A 14815-nucleotide genomic window follows, 5' to 3' on the forward strand; every position below is an offset into this window, starting at 1 on the left:
CTCGCATAGCAACAAGTGAGCCAATCCGAACGTGAGGCTCAGTCGAACTGACAAGCGAAAGGTCGGCGGTTCGAGGCCGACCCTGACCACCTTCTGACCTGCGGTTTGCCGCAGCGTCATCTGTCCGGTGGTGCCACCGTTCGAGGTCGCCAGATCCAACTGGCGCCGAGAGTCGGCTAATCGTTGCTTTCGTAGACAGGGAACGGCCAGCGGGGGTCGTCGAAGCGGGCAGGAATAGTGATCGCCATGAGCCGCAGGACGTTTCGAAGATGATCGGGATCACCGTGGTTGCCGAGTCGGCTGGGGGCATGGCGGAGCAGCCACGTGGTGAGGTCGCGGGACTTCTGTTGCTCGTGGTCCACCGTGCACCAGGGGAGCATGTCCTGCAGCAAGTGGAAATCCCACTGCGTGAGGGCTTCCGCGAGACGCTGGTCGGCCAGCGGATAACGGATCGCCTCCCACGCGGCAAGCCAAGGGCCGACCGTGCCTGTTGCCTCAGCGCACAGAGCAAACGCTTCGTGAGACGGTGCCGGCCGAGCGGAGGCGGTGAGGCAATGAGCCCACCACGCGTGCAGGAAGCCCCAGACAACCTCGGCCTGCTCGGCCGGCCACTGCTGCCAGTGGGCCCGAGCGAGCGAGTCACCGACCTCCACCAGGTCGTAGTCGCTGACGCCACCGGTGACGAGAGCGCTCGCCAACTGGGGCAGCACTCTTCGCATCACCGACGCATGGTCGTACCAGTCCGGTGCCTGCCAGGTGCGGCGCAACAGATCCGGCTCGAGCTCAATGTCCGGAACCTTGAGGCTCGCGAGTTCCTCTGCCGAGCCCCAGTGGCATTCGCAGTTCGTCTCGTCCGCCCGAGCGGTCATTCCGCGAAAGGTCTCGACAAGACGGCTCAGTGCACCATCAAGCGTCGATGGAGCGGATCGATTCGTCACGGGCGCTCGCTTTCAACTCCAGGCCTAGCGGCAGGAGAAGGGACACCATACCCGGAGCACTCCTGATCGCAGCCGGGTTGGCCTAGCCGGACTCCGGCGAGTACGAGACGTCGACCAGCTGACTCCAGCGACCAGTTCAGCAACACACGGCTTCACTGGCAGCCTCACACGAACGTCAAGACACGCACGGCGATAGTGCCGCCGACAGACTTGGACAGCTCTGTCGATCTGAGATGCGGAAGGTCGGCGGTTCGAGACCGCCCTGACCACCTTTCTCACCTGCGGGTATAGGACGCCGTAGTTGGGGATCCGGATGAACTGCAGCAGTGACTGCAGCAGTCCCCGGGGTTGCGTGCGGCGCTCGCTAGTGCCTCTCGACGGCTGGGATAGTGACGAGGCTCCGTCACCGTGCCATCGCGATCCAAGAAGACAGCCGGTCTCATCCGCGCGGGCCGACCTGGTGTTCTTGACGTTGTGCTCGCGGGCGATCCGATAAAGCGTGGCCGCGATACGCCGGACTTGGTCACGAGCTCGTCCGCCGGCGATCCTACCCCGGTCGCCGACGTTGACAGCGTATGCGACGGCAAGACGGGCCAGGCAAAGACCGAGGTCACGGCGGAACGCCGACTGCCACACCGTCAGGACGACGCGATCGCGCCGCAGGTCGGGCTGAGTCCTTGATGCAGCCAGCCGGAGGTCGCCGACGGAGAACGCTTGACGGCCCATCTCGAGCGCGTCGGCCGGCCAGTACCGGCCCTGTAGTTTGACGAACTGGCCGCCATGACAGGGCTCTGTCTGGATCGGCTCAACGAGGTCTTTGTTCCTGGCAGACGGCGACCAGATCACCATCTCTTCCTGGGCCACTGCCCCAACCGGCTCCCGCCTGGATCTCGGCGAAGTAGCCGGCAGAATCAAGGGCAGTTGAAGCACCCGCCAGAATCGATCAGAAACGCGAGATGCGCCGCGACACCGCAGCCAGCAAGGAATGGTCGGCGGCGTCGGAAACCAATGGTGGAGCCGGGAAGTCCGTGTAATTGTCACGGACCCGTCGTTCCATCATGGCCCGCACCCGCGCGGCAGGCTCGTCCGCTGATGGAGATTCTTGGGCGCCCCAGACCCATCCCTGCATCAACGGCCGAATGTCGAACCGCAGCGACTCGAAGATCTGCCGTTCCACGAATAGAGGGCTCGCGAGAAGCGCGGATCCAGACCAGCAGGAGGGAAGGCCGAAGGCACAACAACAAGGTCGTACTGCCGCGCTACAGAGGCCGAGAGCGCCTGCACGGAAAAGATGGCGGAGAAGAGGCCCGTCGCCTTTGCGAGTGCTCCGTACGAGGCATCCGAATATAGACCTGTCGCGGCGATCGACGCTGCGACGGCAACCCACGGAAGGGCGCGGAGAAAGTCCCCGAGATGCCAACGGTCGGTGTCGTGGATTACGGCAACACGCGCAATCTGGTTGCGAAGGCACTCGAACTCGAGAACACTTGACGGCCCAGCGGCAGAGATTCGAGGCGGAATCATCATTGGCGTTGACACGAACTCATCAGAACCTATGTGCGCTCACAGCCTTTGGATATCGATGACCGACATCAATATGCTAGCCCTTGTCTCAGGGCTGCGGGATCCGCGCTCGTATGACGAAAGGAGCGACGTTGAAGATCAGCGCAAGCATCATGGCCCATCCTCGACGGCTGGAACGAGCTGAGGAACTGGCCGCGAAACTGCCGACTCTGAGCCCGACCGTGGTCGTGGACCCGGAGCCGGATGGTGCGCCGTCGGCGCTGAGGGCAGCGGCAATTGCCTGGGACAGCGCAGGTGATGAGGGATACCACCTCGTCCTGCAAGATGACACGACCATCTGCGCTGACTTCGAGTCGCGGCTGCGCGCCGTGTCGACCGGTGGCTGCGACGCTGTCAGCATGTTCGCCGATTGGGGATCGGTCAACGGGCAGGCGGTCCGGATCGCGGCGATGCAGGGCCGTGGCATCGCGCCGATCTTCCAGCGGTCCATCCCACCGCAGGCGCTGTTGATGCGAGCGGACGCCGCACAGGAGTTCGCCCGCTGCTGCGCCGAAGCCATCGAACGCGGTGAAACACGAGACTCGAAGCTGCTGTGGGAGTTCTGCCGATCTCGCGGTCTGGCCGTCGGTATCTGCGTGCCGAATCTTGTGCAGCACGATGTGACCCATCAGCCGAGCCTGTGGCCCGGCAAGGTCGAGAGAGGACCGATCCGCTCGGCTCTGTTCGCTGACGATTTCGAGCATTGGTCACCCGACGCGTCAGGCGCCGACGCCACCGTTGACCTGCTGCCATATGTAGGCTGGCAGGCTGAGGCGAGGGTAACGACTCAGGCGCGCCCGGATGAAGCGACCACGGAAACGTCCGCCCTCGATTGGCTCACGGCACGTGGTTGGGAAGGGCGGGATCTGGTGGCCGAATTCGAGCGCATCTGGCGCACTACCTGGCCCGTTGACCCGATCATCACCCGCCCGATCATGTTCCAGGTTTTCCTCGCCTGGGCGGCGGTCACCGTGGAGTTTTCCGCCGCGGCGAATACCCCGAGAGCCGCTCTGGCGACTGTCACCCCCGGCGCCTTGCGAAATACCATCGATCTCCAGCGAGCGCCCGAGTTGATGGATGCCGCAGCGCGCTTCGTCGAGCATGTCGTCTCGAGCGAGTTGCTGCGAGGCCGGTGTTGACCCTCTCGGCTCGCCCCGCCCCTGACGCCGGGGTCCAAGGCACCGTCGCGGCTTCGGTGACACGCGGAACTGGTGGGCAGGTTCGATGGTGACCGACCTCCGTTCTCGGCCATTCCGCTGCACGCGGACAGCTCGGCCGTGACGGCGATCGGGAACGACTTCGGGTTACGAGCAGACATTCGAACGACAGGTGCGAGCGCATGCACGTCAGGGAGACGTGTTGATCCTGCTGACCACGAGTGGCGAGAGCCCGAACTTGATGCGGCAGCGCGCGTGGCTTCGGCGCTGCAGGTGCAGACGCTCGCGATGACTGGAGCGGCTTCCAACTCACTCGCGGATGCTGTCGAGAGCGCCATCTGTGGCACGGTCGCACGGTCGCAATTCCACTGATCCCGGATCGATCCACTTCAGCTCTCGCCGCGAAACTCCGGAGCACCTGACCGAGGACCCGGTCCGGCGCCTCGCCTTCCTGAAACCGGTTGCGGCCACCAGGCTCCCCGTGCAGATACATCATCGGCCGCAACTGCAGCGGCCTCCGACGACGTACCCAGAAAGGCACTTGTCGTGAATATTGTCGCAATATTTCCGTTGTACCTTCCCTGGCGACGGGCGGGCGCCGAAGTAATGACACATGCCTTGCTCCGCGGACTGGCGGATGCCGGCCATTCCGTTCAGGTTCTGGTGATTCCTGAGGTCCGAAGGGACTCCGTCCTGCCGCTCGAAGAGGTCTGCCTTGACGGGATCCAGATCAAGGTTTGCACCATCGCGCAACTCCGAGCGATATTTGACGGTTCGCGATCGATCGATGTGGTCATCAGCCAACTCGGCGCCAGCACGACAGCGTCCGAACTGGCCAGATCCCACCAAGCCAAGTACATCGAGGTTGTTCACGGAGATGACCCCAGAGCATACCGGAACCTGATCGCCTGCCGGCCCGACCTCACGATCTTCAACACGCGACTGCTGCGCGATTTCTTCATGACCCACTGCGGTCGATCCGAGGTTTTCCACCCACCCGTCAGTCCAGATATTCAGCGCACCCACAAAGGAAGCCACGTAACACTGGTGAATCTCCGCGAGGACAAGGGGGTCGGCCTCTTCCGTTCGATGGCCGAACAACTCCCGGATATCCCCTTCCTGGGCGTGGTCGGTGGATACGGCATCCAGGAGACGGACAACTTCCCGGAAAATGTCACCATTCAGAACCATACGCCTGACATGCGGTCGGACGTGTGGTCGCGCACCGGGGTGCTGCTGATGCCTTCGAAATCAGAGTCGTACGGAATGGTGGCACTTGAAGCGGCCGCTTCAGGGATTCCGGTCGTATCTAACATGCTGGCGGGCGTCCGGGAGGCGATGGGACCATCGGCGATATACCTGCACTTGAAAGACCTTGAAGCGTGGCGGAGTCAGATCAGTCGGTTGACAATTGATCCTGAGTACGAGCGCGAGGCGGGCAGGAGGGCGCTTGCCAGATCGGAATACATTCACCACAAACATCTCTCCGAGCTGACCCAGACGATTCACGCGATCGAGTCTCTCGCCTGAATTGGGCCAAATTGTTCATTACCGTCCGTTTCTCGTGACGAGTTGGCGTGTAGCGCACATTCGCTGTTGGTTCCCGCCGAAGGGAGCAGCTGGTGCGGAGTCCCGTCGGCCGACCACCAAATGCTGCGTGGCCACTCGAGGAGGACCCGGTGGAAGCGCCTCGATTGGAAGGCGGACGTAGCCGGCGATCGCGGTTTCCTGGGCGGTGTGGCTGGGGTAGTCGCTGCCGTCGAGGGTGAAGTAGCGCAGGGCGGTGAACTCGCATTCGATCCAGTTCAACCACGACGCGTTGCTCGGTGTGACCACCAACTCGATCCCGTTGGCATGGCGCCAGTCGAGGACCTCAGTCTTCTTGTGCGGCCCGTAGTTGTCGCGCACGACGTACAGCTTCCCGGCCGGATCTGGCACACCGACTCGGTACTGATCCGGACGTGCTTGTGCTCGGCCAGGTACTCGACCAGCTTGGACGGGCTCCACGTCGTGAGCGGGCGACCCAACTGCTGCGGCGGTGTCTTGGCGACCCGGCAGACGGTTTCGGCGGCCAACCGTCAGGCCAGTGGAGCAGTCGCAGTGTCGACGTAGTGCGCGTACATCCCCACCGCGCACTGGCCTTGTCTCGTCGTTCGTCGTACCTGTGTAGGCGGCAAAGGCAGTCATCCCTTGCTGGTGGCTCGATACGGACGCATGCTCGGACTGGGGTACTTCGCGCCGCGGGGCGGATCTTGGTGCGTGCACCACTTCACCCGTGGGCGCGGCTGTGGGGAGGCGAGATGGACGAGTCACGGGCACTTCGGCGCGCGGGGTGGGCGGGTGCCGGTTCGATTGTGCTGCTCGTTGTTGGGGTGGCGCTGGGGTACCTGGTCGGCGTCGACGACCCAAGCATGTCGGACGCCGCCATCCTCGAGAGGCTCAACGACGACGGGCGGCAGGCGGCCGCCGGCGTCGCGCCGCCCGTGCTCGCTGCGGGGGTCGCCCTGCTGCTCTGGTTCACCACCGGTCTGCGGCGAGTGCTGGACCGGCTGTCCGGCGGCGACCCGCTCGCGCACGCGATCGTGCCGGCCGCGGCGCTGTTCAGCGGGCTGATGATCACCGGTGTCTCACTCGATCTGGGGAGCGCGTTCGCGGCATGGTCGGACGAGTTCACCGCGGATCCGGACACCGTCCGCGCGCTCGGCATGGCGGGGCAGATCCTCGCGCTCACCGGGCTGATCGGCTGCGGTGTGCTCGTCGCCGTCACGACACGGATCGCCCAGCAGGCAGGTGCCCTGCCGACGTGGGCGACCTGGGCGTCCTACGCGGTCGTCCTGCTGTGCCTGTCCGGCTTCTGGAGCGGGGGCATTGCGTCCGTGGCCTTCGCGCTGTGGCTCATCGGCGCCGTCATCGGCGTGCTGCGCGCGGCGCGACGGACACCGCCGGCGCCGACCATCCCCGCACAGGGTGCACCGGCTCCGAAGGCGGCCGGCACACCCCCGAACCCGACCAGCAGCTGACACCCCAGCCGACGGCCGCAAGCTGGCATCTGCACGTGACGCGGAACGGTTGCGGGTGGCACCTTCGGTCGCGGGAGCGAGGTCACGTACCGAGATGTATGCTGACGGCCGCTTATTGCGCAGGATCGGTCAGGGTTGCGGGGGGACTGGGGATGCCGACCGGCGAGTGGACCTTGGCCAATGACTATGGCTCGCCTCGGGGGCCTCGACGGAAGACTCGCATGATCTTCGCGTTCGGAGTGCTGGCGTTGCTGGTCGTCTTCACCGTGCTCTATTTGATCGGTGTGCCAGGACGCAGTACTCCGAAGAGCTACAAGACCAACGTCGATTGCCAGGTGAACACCGTCGGATCGCAGGGCACCGTAACGATCAGCGGCACGATTTCAGGCGACGCGACGAGCTACTCGGTGACCGTCGACGTCCTGCATGCAGCTTCACACCAAAGGATCGGCGGTCAGACCTTCGAGGTTCGCGACACGACCACCTTCGGCGGAACCACCCCGGCGCAAGCTCCCATCGGACCGGCGGGCATTTGAATGCAAGATTGCCAAGGTGGCCTAGCGCAGCGAGACCCTAATGAGAGTGAGGACTCGGTGAAGGCTGATCACTATGACGGGTTTGCTGAAAGCTACTCGGCGGAGAACGACTCCAGCCTTCTGAACAGGTACTACGAGCAGCCGGCGATGGTCGAGTTGGCGGGGGACGTCAAGGGCCGCCGGGTTCTCGATGCTGGGTGCGGTTCTGGGCCCTTGTCTGCGGCGCTGCGAGCCAAGGGTGCCATCGTGACCGGGTTCGACGGCAGCCCGGCGATGATCGAGCTGGCGCGGCAGCGCCTGGGTGACGATGCAGACCTGCACGTGGCCGACCTCGGCCAGCCACTCCCCTTCGACAACGGTGCGTTCGATGACGTCGTCGCTTCGCTCGTACTGCACTACCTCAAGGCCTGGACGCCGCCTCTGGCTGAGCTGCGGCGCCTTCTGAAGCCAGGCGGCCGCCTCATCTTGTCGGTGAACCACCCCATCATCTACAAGATCCTCAAGCCGAACGCCGACTACTTCGAGGTCGCCGAGCACGCGGAGGAGTTCAGCTTCAACGGCCAGGACGCAGTACTGACGTTCTGGCACCGGCCGTTGCACGCGATGACGGACGCGTTCACCGAGGCGGGCTTCCGCATCTCCGTTCTCGCCGAGCCACCCTTCTCCCCCGAGGCTCCGCGCGAGCTGCGACCGCCGAACATCGGGGACCGGTCAAGGTTCCTGAGCTTCCTCTTCTTCGTTCTCGAAGCAACCTGAGCCGCTCACGTCTGTTCGAACGAACGCGGTTTGTCTGACAGGTCCTCGACGAAGGGGATCTTGCTGACGGACTGGTGGTACTGCTCGGCTGCCTCTTCCACGGAGAGGTGGCCGAACTGGAGGGAAGTCGCCACCCCCTCGAGCTCCGTGCTGCAGACCTCGGCGGCGGTGACGCGTGCGGCGAGATCCTGCGACTTGCTCAGGTTGGCGGAAATCACCGACACCAAAGAGACGATCAATGCGGCCACACAGAGCGGTCTCCAAACGCCCGCAGCGGTGGCGATTGATAGTTCTTCTTTGACGCTGTTCGTGAATGCCAGGCCGCCGACGGCCGGACCTGCCACCAAAACCGCCGCCAGCGCGCTGCTGACGATGCTGATATTGGTCAGTCGATTGCGGCGTGGACGGACCTGGTGCAGAAAGGCGGAGATACCCGCCCGCCTTGTGTCGATTCGAGCGCGCAACTCCGCGCGCACTGCAGGATCATCGGACATCCTGCATCCCTGCCTTCCCCCGGGCCGGTCGGCCGCGATCCGCGACGACCGGCAGCTGGTGCCAGGTCGCGCTACAGGCACAGGGCCTTCGCTGAGGCTCGGTGGCCCGAGGCACGGCCACTTCGTGTCCGCCGGCCGAGACTCGCACCGCGGATTAATGTTTCGCCTGATCCCATAATACTGCTGCACCGAGGTGGTCCGCAGGCATTTTTGATGGGCGTCACAATGGCGACCTTGAGTGGTCGCTCACATACCCACCTGCGGTAATGATCAAATGCTTGCTGCATATGGATGGCAAACTGTGCCCCATGGCTGATCATCGGGTGGTTGTTCGGGGTGCAGGGACGGGCGATCGGGACGAGGTCTGGGGGCTTGCGCGGGAGTTTGCAACCTCGTTCGTGCCCGAGCGTGCGGCGTTCGACGAGTCCTTCGCGAGGCTTCTGACCGCGGCGCACACGCTGTTGTTGGTTGCAGAGGTGCCTGGCCGGGGTGTCGTCGGGTACCTGCTAGGCAACAGTCATACGACCTTTCTCGCCAACGGACCTGTCGCCTGGGTTGAGGAAGTGATGGTCGACGAGGGTGCCCGTCGGCTGGGCGTGGGGCGCCTACTGATGGAGCATGCCGAGGAATGGGCACAGTCGACCGGCGCCGCCTACCTTGCGCTCGCCAGCCGGCGGGCGGGGGACTTCTATGTTGCCTTGGGCTACGAAGACTCCGCCACGTTCTACAAGAAGACGTTCAGGTAGGTCAGGAGAAGGCTCGGGCTGCGGCGGCCACTACTTCTTCGTGGGGTACGTCGTGCAGGTGCTGGTCGATGTTCCAGAGGTGACCGAAGGGGTCGGTCAGTTGGGCGTGGCGGGTGCCCCAGAAGGTTTCCTGGAGGGGATGCCGGATCTCGGCGCCGGCGGTCAGAGCTTGGGCCAGGGCCGATTCGGCGTCTGCCACGTCGAGGGCCAGGACTACGGCGGTGCCACCGATGGTGGGCGGGGCGAGCACGTTCATTTCGGGGAACTCGTCGGCGAGGTGGAGAAGAGAGCCGCCGATGCGGAGTTGGACAGACATGAGTCGGCCGTCGGGGGTGGGGATTCGTTCCAGTTCTTCGGCGTTGAAGGCCTCGCGGTAGAAGGCCGCGGCGCGGTCGGCGTTCTGGACGACGATGTGTGGGGTGATCGACATGTCGAGCAACCTAGGCCGCCACAGTCGAGGGTGTCTTGAACGTTCTTGCGGGCGCCTAGCATGGCGAGGTGGAGCAGGTTCGGATGTGGCGGGCGCCGGGTGAAGGGCGGGTGCTGCTGATGGCGGGGCGGACCACTCGGTACGCGGTGGATCCGCGGGGTGAGTACGTGTTCGGCGTCGTCGGTGGCGAGCCGATGCGGTCCTGGCGGGGGCGCGAGCAGCGGGTGGTGCGGCCGGGACAGTTGGTTGCCTGGGATCCGTCGTACGCACATTCGGGGCGATCGGTCGACGAGGAGCGGCCGTGGGATGCGCGCTTGATGGTCATCGAGGTGGCTGATCTGGCCGCGCTGGCTGAGGACGCGGAGGCTGATCCGTTGGCCGACGTACTGTTCCCGGAGCCGGTGTCGAGTGATCTTGAGTTGGCTGCCGGGTTCCTGCGGTTGCATGCCACGCTCGAGGCGCCGAGTTCACGGCTCGAGCAGGACGAGCGGCTGGTCGAGTGGCTCCGCCTTCTCATCGACCGAACCTCATCCATCCGCTCGGCGCGCCCACCGATCACCGCGCACGACGGGCGGGCGCTACAGCGAGCCTTCGAGTACCTCGCTGATCAGCCTGAGCGGAACGTCGGGCTGGACGAGCTTGCCGGGGTCGCGGGGACCGGGAAGTTCCGGCTCATTCGGCTCTTCAGGCAACGCACTGGGCTTCCACCTCATGCGTTGCAACTTGCTCACCGGATCCGAGCGGCCCGACGTCTACTCGAGGCGGGCATGTCCATTGCCGAAGCCGCCGAGGCTACGGGGTTCGCTGATCAGAGCCATCTGCATCGGCACTTCCAGAGGAGCCTCGGGATGACACCGGCTGAGTATCAGCACCGCTTCCGCTAGGGCTTCAGTGTGCGGTCGAGTAGGGCGAAGAGTTCGGTGTAGTGGCGTTCGGCGGCGGGTTCGTTGTACGCCGGGGTGTCGGCCATGGTGTAGCCGTGGGCGGCTCCCGGGTAGACCTCGGCGCGGTGCGGGACGCCGGCGTCGGTGAGGGTGCGGTCGAGTTCGGCGATCTGCTCGGGAGTGGCGCTGCGGTCGTTGTCCGCGAAGCCCAGGTAGACCTCGGCTCTGAGGTTGCCGGCGGTCAGGTGTGGGCTGTCGTCGCCATCGGCGACCAGACCGCCGACGTGAAATCCGGCGAGCGCGGCGACGCCATCCGGGTACGCCGCGGCGATCCGCCAGCCGACCCGTCCACCCATGCAGTAACCGGTGATCGCGACCGGGCCGGGCGCGACGCGCTCCAAGGTGTCCAGGTAGACGCGGCCGTCGCTGACGATCCGCTCAGGCGTCAGTTCGTTGAACATCGGCCGGAGGCGCGCGAACAGTCCCGGATCGCTGATCTCGTCCAGCGGGACCACGGGTGACCGGCCGGAGCGGTAGAAGACGTTCGGTGCGAGTACGACGTACCCGTGCTCGGCGATCCGGTCCGCCATCCGCTCGATCTGCGGCCGCACGCCGTACGCATCCATCACGAACAGCACGCCCGGATGAGCCCCGTCGTCTGAGGGTCGTGCGAGGTAGGCGTCAGCGACGCCGTCGGACATGGTGATGTCGATCGTCTCGGAGCCCATGTCCGCACCTTAGCCCTGCCGGTCCACCTGACTGAGGCGGGTGGTCAAGGATGTCAGGTGGGTGGGGGTCGTGCCGGCTTGGATGACGTAGGGGCGCGGGCCGCCGTACTCGGTGTCCAGGTGGTCGAGGAGTCGGAGGATGGTTTCGGCGGTGGGGAGGGCGAAGCCGGGGCGGGATTCGGTGAGGTTGGTGATGGCGTAGTCGGCGGCGATGGCCTCGTGAGGTACGCCGATCAGCGCAAGCGTGAGGGCGGTGACGAGGCCGGTGCGGTCCTTGCCGGCGTGGCAGGTGAGTACGACGCAGCCGGGTGGGGCGTCGACGATCGAAGTGATCGCGGAGGCGAAGCGGTCGGGGTAGTCGTCGATGAGGATCCGGTATTGCTCGAACAGGTCCGACGTGGAGACGTCCGGGTCGGCGGGGTCGGTGAGGGGGACGTTGAGCCAGCGGTGGTCATGGGTGAACGGCGATGGGTACGTCTCGCACTCCCACACACTGCGCAGGTCGACGATGCGACTCACGCCTGCTGCACGCACTGCGGCGATGCCGGCGTCGGTGAGCTGATCGAGGTTGTCGCTGCGGGCGAGTGCGCCGGCGCGGATCCGTCCGCCGTCGGCCAAGGGCAGCCCGCCGAGATCTCGTGCGTTGGTGCAGTTCGGCCAGTTCAGCACGGGTGTCAGCCCAGGGTCCGGGGCAGGCCGAAGTACGGCGCGAGGGTTGTTTCGAAGTGAGTTAGTTCGTGGATGTGGGTCCCGGTGATGCCGATGACGAGTACGCCGACGATGTGGAGGACGCCGGTGACGGGGTCGCGGATGTACTCGCCCCAGGCTGGTTGGCCGTTCGCGCCGACCGGGACCATCTTCGCGATCTCGCGTCGGTGTCCGGCGAGGACGGTGAAGAAGCGGTGGACGGCTTCGGTGCCGCCGTACTCGAACGGGAGCGGTGGCATCCGGACCCAGACGTCGTCGGTCATCAGGGCGAGGAGTGCGTCGACGTCCTGCGCGGTGAAGGCGGCGACGAAGCGCTCGACCAGGTCACGATCCTCGGGACCGCGCGTCGGCCTGCCGGTTGACTGAGCGTCCATCGTCGTACGGGCTCGTTTGAGTGCGCTGTTCACGGCGGGCTCGGTCAGGCCGAGGATCTCAGCGGCTTCGCGAGCCCGATATCCGAGTACGTCGCGCAGCAGCAGGACCGCGCGCTGGTTCGGCGGCAGCAGTTGCACGGCGGTCACGAACGCCAGCGAGATCGCCTCGCGGGACTCGTAGCGAGCCTCGGGGCCAGGGTCGTCGTCAGGCAGACCGTCGAGCAGCAGGTCGGGATACGGCTGCAGCCACGGGACCTCACCCATCCGCGACGGCTCCGGTGGTGGCGTGACCGGGAACGGTGTCGCGGCCACCGGTCGGCGTGAAGACGATCGCAGTACGTTCAGGCAACGGTTGGTCGCGATCCGGTACAGCCAGGTCCGGACCGACGACCGCCCTTCGAACCCGTCCAGCCCGATCCATGCCGAGAGCAACGTTTCCTGCAACGCGTCTTCGGCGTCCTGCAACGATCCGAGCATGCGGTAGCAATGCACCTGCAGCTCCCGGCGATGCGGCTCCACCAACTCCGCGAACGCGTCCCGGTCACCCGCCCGCGCGCGCTGCAACAATGAGTCCATTCGTCACCTCCATGCCGATACTGACACCGGCCATGGACAGAACTGGTCGCTCCCGCAGCGCTCAGTTTCCCGCGCCTGCCCTGTCTGTCTCCTCAGCAAGCCCATCCGAAGGAGAGAGACACCATGTCGGAAGACCCCATCGCGAACCGGTCCGTCCTGATCACCGGCGCCAACCGAGGCATCGGACAGGCCCTGGTCGAGGAAGCGCTGCGGCGCGGCGCGTCCCGCGTGTACGCCGGTACGCGCCGGCCGCTCGATCACCCGGACGAACGCGTCACCACCCTGAATCTGGACGTCACCGATGACACCCAGATCGAGATCGCGGCAAAGAGCGCCGACTCGCTCGACGTCCTGATCAACAACGCCGGCCTGTTGCAGTACGACGATCTCGGGGATCGCGCGATGCTCGAGCGGCACCTGGCGGTCAACCTCTTCGGCACGCACGCCACCACACAGGCGTTCCTGCCTCAGTTGAGGCGCTCGCGTGGTGCCGTCGTGAACGTGTTGTCGGCGGCGGCCCTCGCGTCGGTGCCCGTCAGCCCGGCGTACTCGATCTCCAAGGCCGCGGCGTTCTCGCTCACCCAATCCCTCCGCGCATTGCTGTCCCCGAGCGGTGTCCGCGTGTACGCCGTACTGGCCGGGCCGGTGGACACGGAGATGTCCCGCGACCTCGACGTACCGAAGGCGACTCCGGAGTCGGTCGCACGAGCGATCTTCGACGGCGTGGCAGCCGGCGACGAGGAGATCTTCCCCGACCCGTTGTCAGCCGCTCTGGAGCCAGGCTGGACCACCGGTTCGGTCAAAGCCCTCGAACGCCAGAACGCCGCCCTCCTCGCAACCTCCCGCTGACGCCGACCACAACCCCGGCCGGGGTGGCCGGGGTTGTCGGGCGGATCAGGCGCCCTCCCAGGCGTGCGGACTACAGCGACAGCGCGCTCGGGAACCGGGTCTCGAAATCGAGCACCGCGGCCCAGGTCGGCCTGACGGCGACGCGGGCCATCGGTTGCCCCCGCATCTGCGAGATCAGCGCCGCACCCTGCTCGGCGCCGAGGTAGCGATCGGCGGATTGCGCATACTCCGGTACGACGTCGTCGTACATCTCGACGTTCGCAATCCCGCGCAGCAGCAACACCTTGTACGGCCAGCCGGACGAGTCGTCGATCGTGACCGCGACGTCGGTGACCTCCGCCAACGCCTTCAGCTTCGGCGCCCTCGGCGGGGTACCACACACGAGTTCGTCCCCAGTCCAGGTGAACCAGATCGGCACCACGCGCGGAGTCCCATCGGTCCAGGTGTACGCGAACCGTGCCGGCTCACGTGATCCCAGGAGTCGTTGTGCGACCGGATCCTGCAGAAGTGCAAGATCGCCTTGTACTGCAGTCATGACTACCTCCCCCACGGAGTCTCCAACTCCGTCCCCTACTCAGACAGTACGCCGGTTGCCGGTCGAGGTGCGGCGTGAGGCGAAGTAGGAGTACGGGCGGGAGAACTCAGGGGCGTAGGCGGCCGAAGAGGACTCGGCTGAGGAGGCTGGCGAGGATGAGTGCTACCAGGCCGGTCAGTGCCACGACGGAGAGAATGCAGGCCAAGTTCTTGGCCAGGGACAGGCGTGGGGTGGTGTTGGTGAAGCCGTCGGTCATGAGGGCGAGGGTTGCGAGTGTTGCGAAGGCGAGGGCAGCCAGTACCAGGACGAGGATGTGATGGCCGCCCAGCGTCGCTGTGGCAGTGAACTTCGAGGTGTGGTCAAGCCACGAACCGAATGTGTACATCCAGACCACCGTTGCCAGGTCGGCGGCCATCACGAACCAGAGCGAGATCGACGGTCGGGAAGCCATGCGCGTCCCCAGCTGTATCAGGCCATCCGGCCTTTGGACGTCGGTGGCGCCGCCCGCACGGACCAGCGCC

Annotated in this window: 18 protein-coding genes; 8 read left to right on the top strand and 10 right to left on the bottom strand. The window is 65.5% G+C overall.

Annotated elements, in window-relative coordinates:
• Positions 1-176 precede the first annotated feature (176 nt).
• Positions 177-869 carry a hypothetical protein gene (locus AB0I34_RS09645; RefSeq protein WP_360442246.1) on the bottom strand — a complete coding sequence of 231 codons (693 nt, stop codon included), beginning with the start codon at positions 867-869 and terminating at the stop codon, positions 177-179.
• A gap of 1012 nt (positions 870-1881) precedes the next feature.
• Positions 1882-2115 carry a hypothetical protein gene (locus tag AB0I34_RS09650; protein WP_360442249.1) on the bottom strand — a complete coding sequence of 78 codons (234 nt, stop codon included), beginning with the start codon at positions 2113-2115 and terminating at the stop codon, positions 1882-1884.
• 478 nt (positions 2116-2593) lie between these two features.
• Between AB0I34_RS09650 and AB0I34_RS09655 the strand changes: the two genes are divergently transcribed.
• Together AB0I34_RS09655 and AB0I34_RS09660 are read left to right on the top strand one after the other, a co-directional pair.
• Positions 2594-3640, top strand: a complete 1047-nt coding sequence (locus AB0I34_RS09655) for a hypothetical protein (protein ID WP_360442252.1) — start codon at positions 2594-2596, stop codon at positions 3638-3640.
• A gap of 564 nt (positions 3641-4204) precedes the next feature.
• The gene (locus AB0I34_RS09660) at positions 4205-5188 is read left to right on the top strand and encodes a glycosyltransferase family 4 protein (RefSeq protein WP_360442255.1); all 984 of its coding nucleotides are present in this window, start codon (positions 4205-4207) and stop codon (positions 5186-5188) included.
• Between the two features lie 18 nt (positions 5189-5206).
• On the opposite strand, the gene AB0I34_RS09665 is transcribed toward AB0I34_RS09660, so the two are convergent.
• Positions 5207-5596, bottom strand: a complete 390-nt coding sequence (locus AB0I34_RS09665; RefSeq protein WP_360442258.1) for a hypothetical protein — start codon at positions 5594-5596, stop codon at positions 5207-5209.
• Positions 5597-5958: 362 nt separating this feature from the next.
• Between AB0I34_RS09665 and AB0I34_RS09670 the strand changes: the two genes are divergently transcribed.
• The 3 genes from AB0I34_RS09670 (at position 5959) to AB0I34_RS09680 (ending at position 7970) form a co-directional block, all read left to right on the top strand.
• Positions 5959-6678 carry a hypothetical protein gene (locus AB0I34_RS09670; RefSeq protein WP_360442261.1) on the top strand — a complete coding sequence of 240 codons (720 nt, stop codon included), beginning with the start codon at positions 5959-5961 and terminating at the stop codon, positions 6676-6678.
• 221 nt (positions 6679-6899) lie between these two features.
• The gene (locus tag AB0I34_RS09675; protein ID WP_360442264.1) at positions 6900-7214 is read left to right on the top strand and encodes a hypothetical protein; all 315 of its coding nucleotides are present in this window, start codon (positions 6900-6902) and stop codon (positions 7212-7214) included.
• Positions 7215-7271: 57 nt separating this feature from the next.
• Positions 7272-7970 carry a class I SAM-dependent methyltransferase gene (locus tag AB0I34_RS09680; protein ID WP_360442267.1) on the top strand — a complete coding sequence of 233 codons (699 nt, stop codon included), beginning with the start codon at positions 7272-7274 and terminating at the stop codon, positions 7968-7970.
• 5 nt (positions 7971-7975) lie between these two features.
• On the opposite strand, the gene AB0I34_RS09685 is transcribed toward AB0I34_RS09680, so the two are convergent.
• Positions 7976-8464 carry a hypothetical protein gene (locus AB0I34_RS09685; RefSeq protein ID WP_360442269.1) on the bottom strand — a complete coding sequence of 163 codons (489 nt, stop codon included), beginning with the start codon at positions 8462-8464 and terminating at the stop codon, positions 7976-7978.
• A 308-nt stretch (positions 8465-8772) separates the two neighbouring features.
• Between AB0I34_RS09685 and AB0I34_RS09690 the strand changes: the two genes are divergently transcribed.
• Positions 8773-9210 carry a GNAT family N-acetyltransferase gene (locus AB0I34_RS09690; RefSeq protein ID WP_360442272.1) on the top strand — a complete coding sequence of 146 codons (438 nt, stop codon included), beginning with the start codon at positions 8773-8775 and terminating at the stop codon, positions 9208-9210.
• A gap of 1 nt (position 9211) precedes the next feature.
• Here the strand turns inward: AB0I34_RS09690 and AB0I34_RS09695 are convergent, their stop codons facing one another.
• Positions 9212-9640, bottom strand: a complete 429-nt coding sequence (locus tag AB0I34_RS09695) for a VOC family protein (protein WP_360442275.1) — start codon at positions 9638-9640, stop codon at positions 9212-9214.
• A 68-nt stretch (positions 9641-9708) separates the two neighbouring features.
• Between AB0I34_RS09695 and AB0I34_RS09700 the strand changes: the two genes are divergently transcribed.
• Entirely contained in the window at positions 9709-10524 is an 816-nt protein-coding gene (locus AB0I34_RS09700; RefSeq protein ID WP_360442278.1) for an AraC family transcriptional regulator, read from the top strand.
• Here AB0I34_RS09700 and AB0I34_RS09705 read toward each other — a convergent pair.
• From AB0I34_RS09705 to AB0I34_RS09715, 3 genes are read right to left on the bottom strand one after another with little or no spacing between them, the layout of a single operon-like run.
• Positions 10521-11252, bottom strand: coding sequence for a dienelactone hydrolase family protein (locus AB0I34_RS09705; protein WP_360442281.1), 732 nt, complete (start codon positions 11250-11252; stop codon positions 10521-10523). The genes AB0I34_RS09700 and AB0I34_RS09705 overlap by 4 nt on opposite strands.
• A 9-nt stretch (positions 11253-11261) precedes the next feature.
• Positions 11262-11921: a tyrosine-protein phosphatase gene (locus AB0I34_RS09710; RefSeq protein ID WP_360442284.1), complete on the bottom strand. Its 660-nt coding sequence runs from the start codon at positions 11919-11921 to the stop codon at positions 11262-11264.
• Between the two features lie 5 nt (positions 11922-11926).
• The gene (locus AB0I34_RS09715; RefSeq protein WP_360442287.1) at positions 11927-12910 is read right to left on the bottom strand and encodes a sigma-70 family RNA polymerase sigma factor; all 984 of its coding nucleotides are present in this window, start codon (positions 12908-12910) and stop codon (positions 11927-11929) included.
• Positions 12911-13033: 123 nt separating this feature from the next.
• Here AB0I34_RS09715 and AB0I34_RS09720 point away from each other — a divergent pair, with 123 nt between their 5' ends.
• Positions 13034-13759, top strand: a complete 726-nt coding sequence (locus tag AB0I34_RS09720) for an SDR family NAD(P)-dependent oxidoreductase (protein WP_360442290.1) — start codon at positions 13034-13036, stop codon at positions 13757-13759.
• A 70-nt stretch (positions 13760-13829) separates the two neighbouring features.
• Here AB0I34_RS09720 and AB0I34_RS09725 read toward each other — a convergent pair whose 3' ends face one another.
• Entirely contained in the window at positions 13830-14294 is a 465-nt protein-coding gene (locus AB0I34_RS09725; RefSeq protein ID WP_360442292.1) for a pyridoxamine 5-phosphate oxidase, read from the bottom strand.
• 106 nt (positions 14295-14400) lie between these two features.
• Positions 14401-14745, bottom strand: a complete 345-nt coding sequence (locus tag AB0I34_RS09730; RefSeq protein ID WP_360442294.1) for a hypothetical protein — start codon at positions 14743-14745, stop codon at positions 14401-14403.
• Positions 14746-14815: the final 70 nt, after the last annotated feature.

Origin of the sequence: Kribbella sp. NPDC050281 (assembly GCF_040655855.1) — a bacterium.
Lineage (GTDB): Bacteria > Actinomycetota > Actinomycetes > Propionibacteriales > Kribbellaceae > Kribbella.

What these genes read in the sequence shown, in the direction of transcription:
- AB0I34_RS09645 (WP_360442246.1), bottom strand. Translation starts at nt 869, where the DNA reads ATGACCGCTCGGGCGGACGAGACGAACTGCGAATGCCACTGGGGCTCG.
- AB0I34_RS09670 (WP_360442261.1), top strand. Translation starts at nt 5,959, where the DNA reads ATGGACGAGTCACGGGCACTTCGGCGCGCGGGGTGGGCGGGTGCCGGT.
- AB0I34_RS09675 (WP_360442264.1), top strand. Translation starts at nt 6,900, where the DNA reads ATGATCTTCGCGTTCGGAGTGCTGGCGTTGCTGGTCGTCTTCACCGTG.
- AB0I34_RS09685 (WP_360442269.1), bottom strand. Translation starts at nt 8,464, where the DNA reads ATGTCCGATGATCCTGCAGTGCGCGCGGAGTTGCGCGCTCGAATCGAC.
- AB0I34_RS09690 (WP_360442272.1), top strand. Translation starts at nt 8,773, where the DNA reads ATGGCTGATCATCGGGTGGTTGTTCGGGGTGCAGGGACGGGCGATCGG.
- AB0I34_RS09695 (WP_360442275.1), bottom strand. Translation starts at nt 9,640, where the DNA reads ATGTCGATCACCCCACACATCGTCGTCCAGAACGCCGACCGCGCCGCG.
- AB0I34_RS09705 (WP_360442281.1), bottom strand. Translation starts at nt 11,252, where the DNA reads ATGGGCTCCGAGACGATCGACATCACCATGTCCGACGGCGTCGCTGAC.
- AB0I34_RS09715 (WP_360442287.1), bottom strand. Translation starts at nt 12,910, where the DNA reads ATGGACTCATTGTTGCAGCGCGCGCGGGCGGGTGACCGGGACGCGTTC.
- AB0I34_RS09720 (WP_360442290.1), top strand. Translation starts at nt 13,034, where the DNA reads ATGTCGGAAGACCCCATCGCGAACCGGTCCGTCCTGATCACCGGCGCC.
- AB0I34_RS09725 (WP_360442292.1), bottom strand. Translation starts at nt 14,294, where the DNA reads ATGACTGCAGTACAAGGCGATCTTGCACTTCTGCAGGATCCGGTCGCA.
- AB0I34_RS09730 (WP_360442294.1), bottom strand. Translation starts at nt 14,745, where the DNA reads ATGGCTTCCCGACCGTCGATCTCGCTCTGGTTCGTGATGGCCGCCGAC.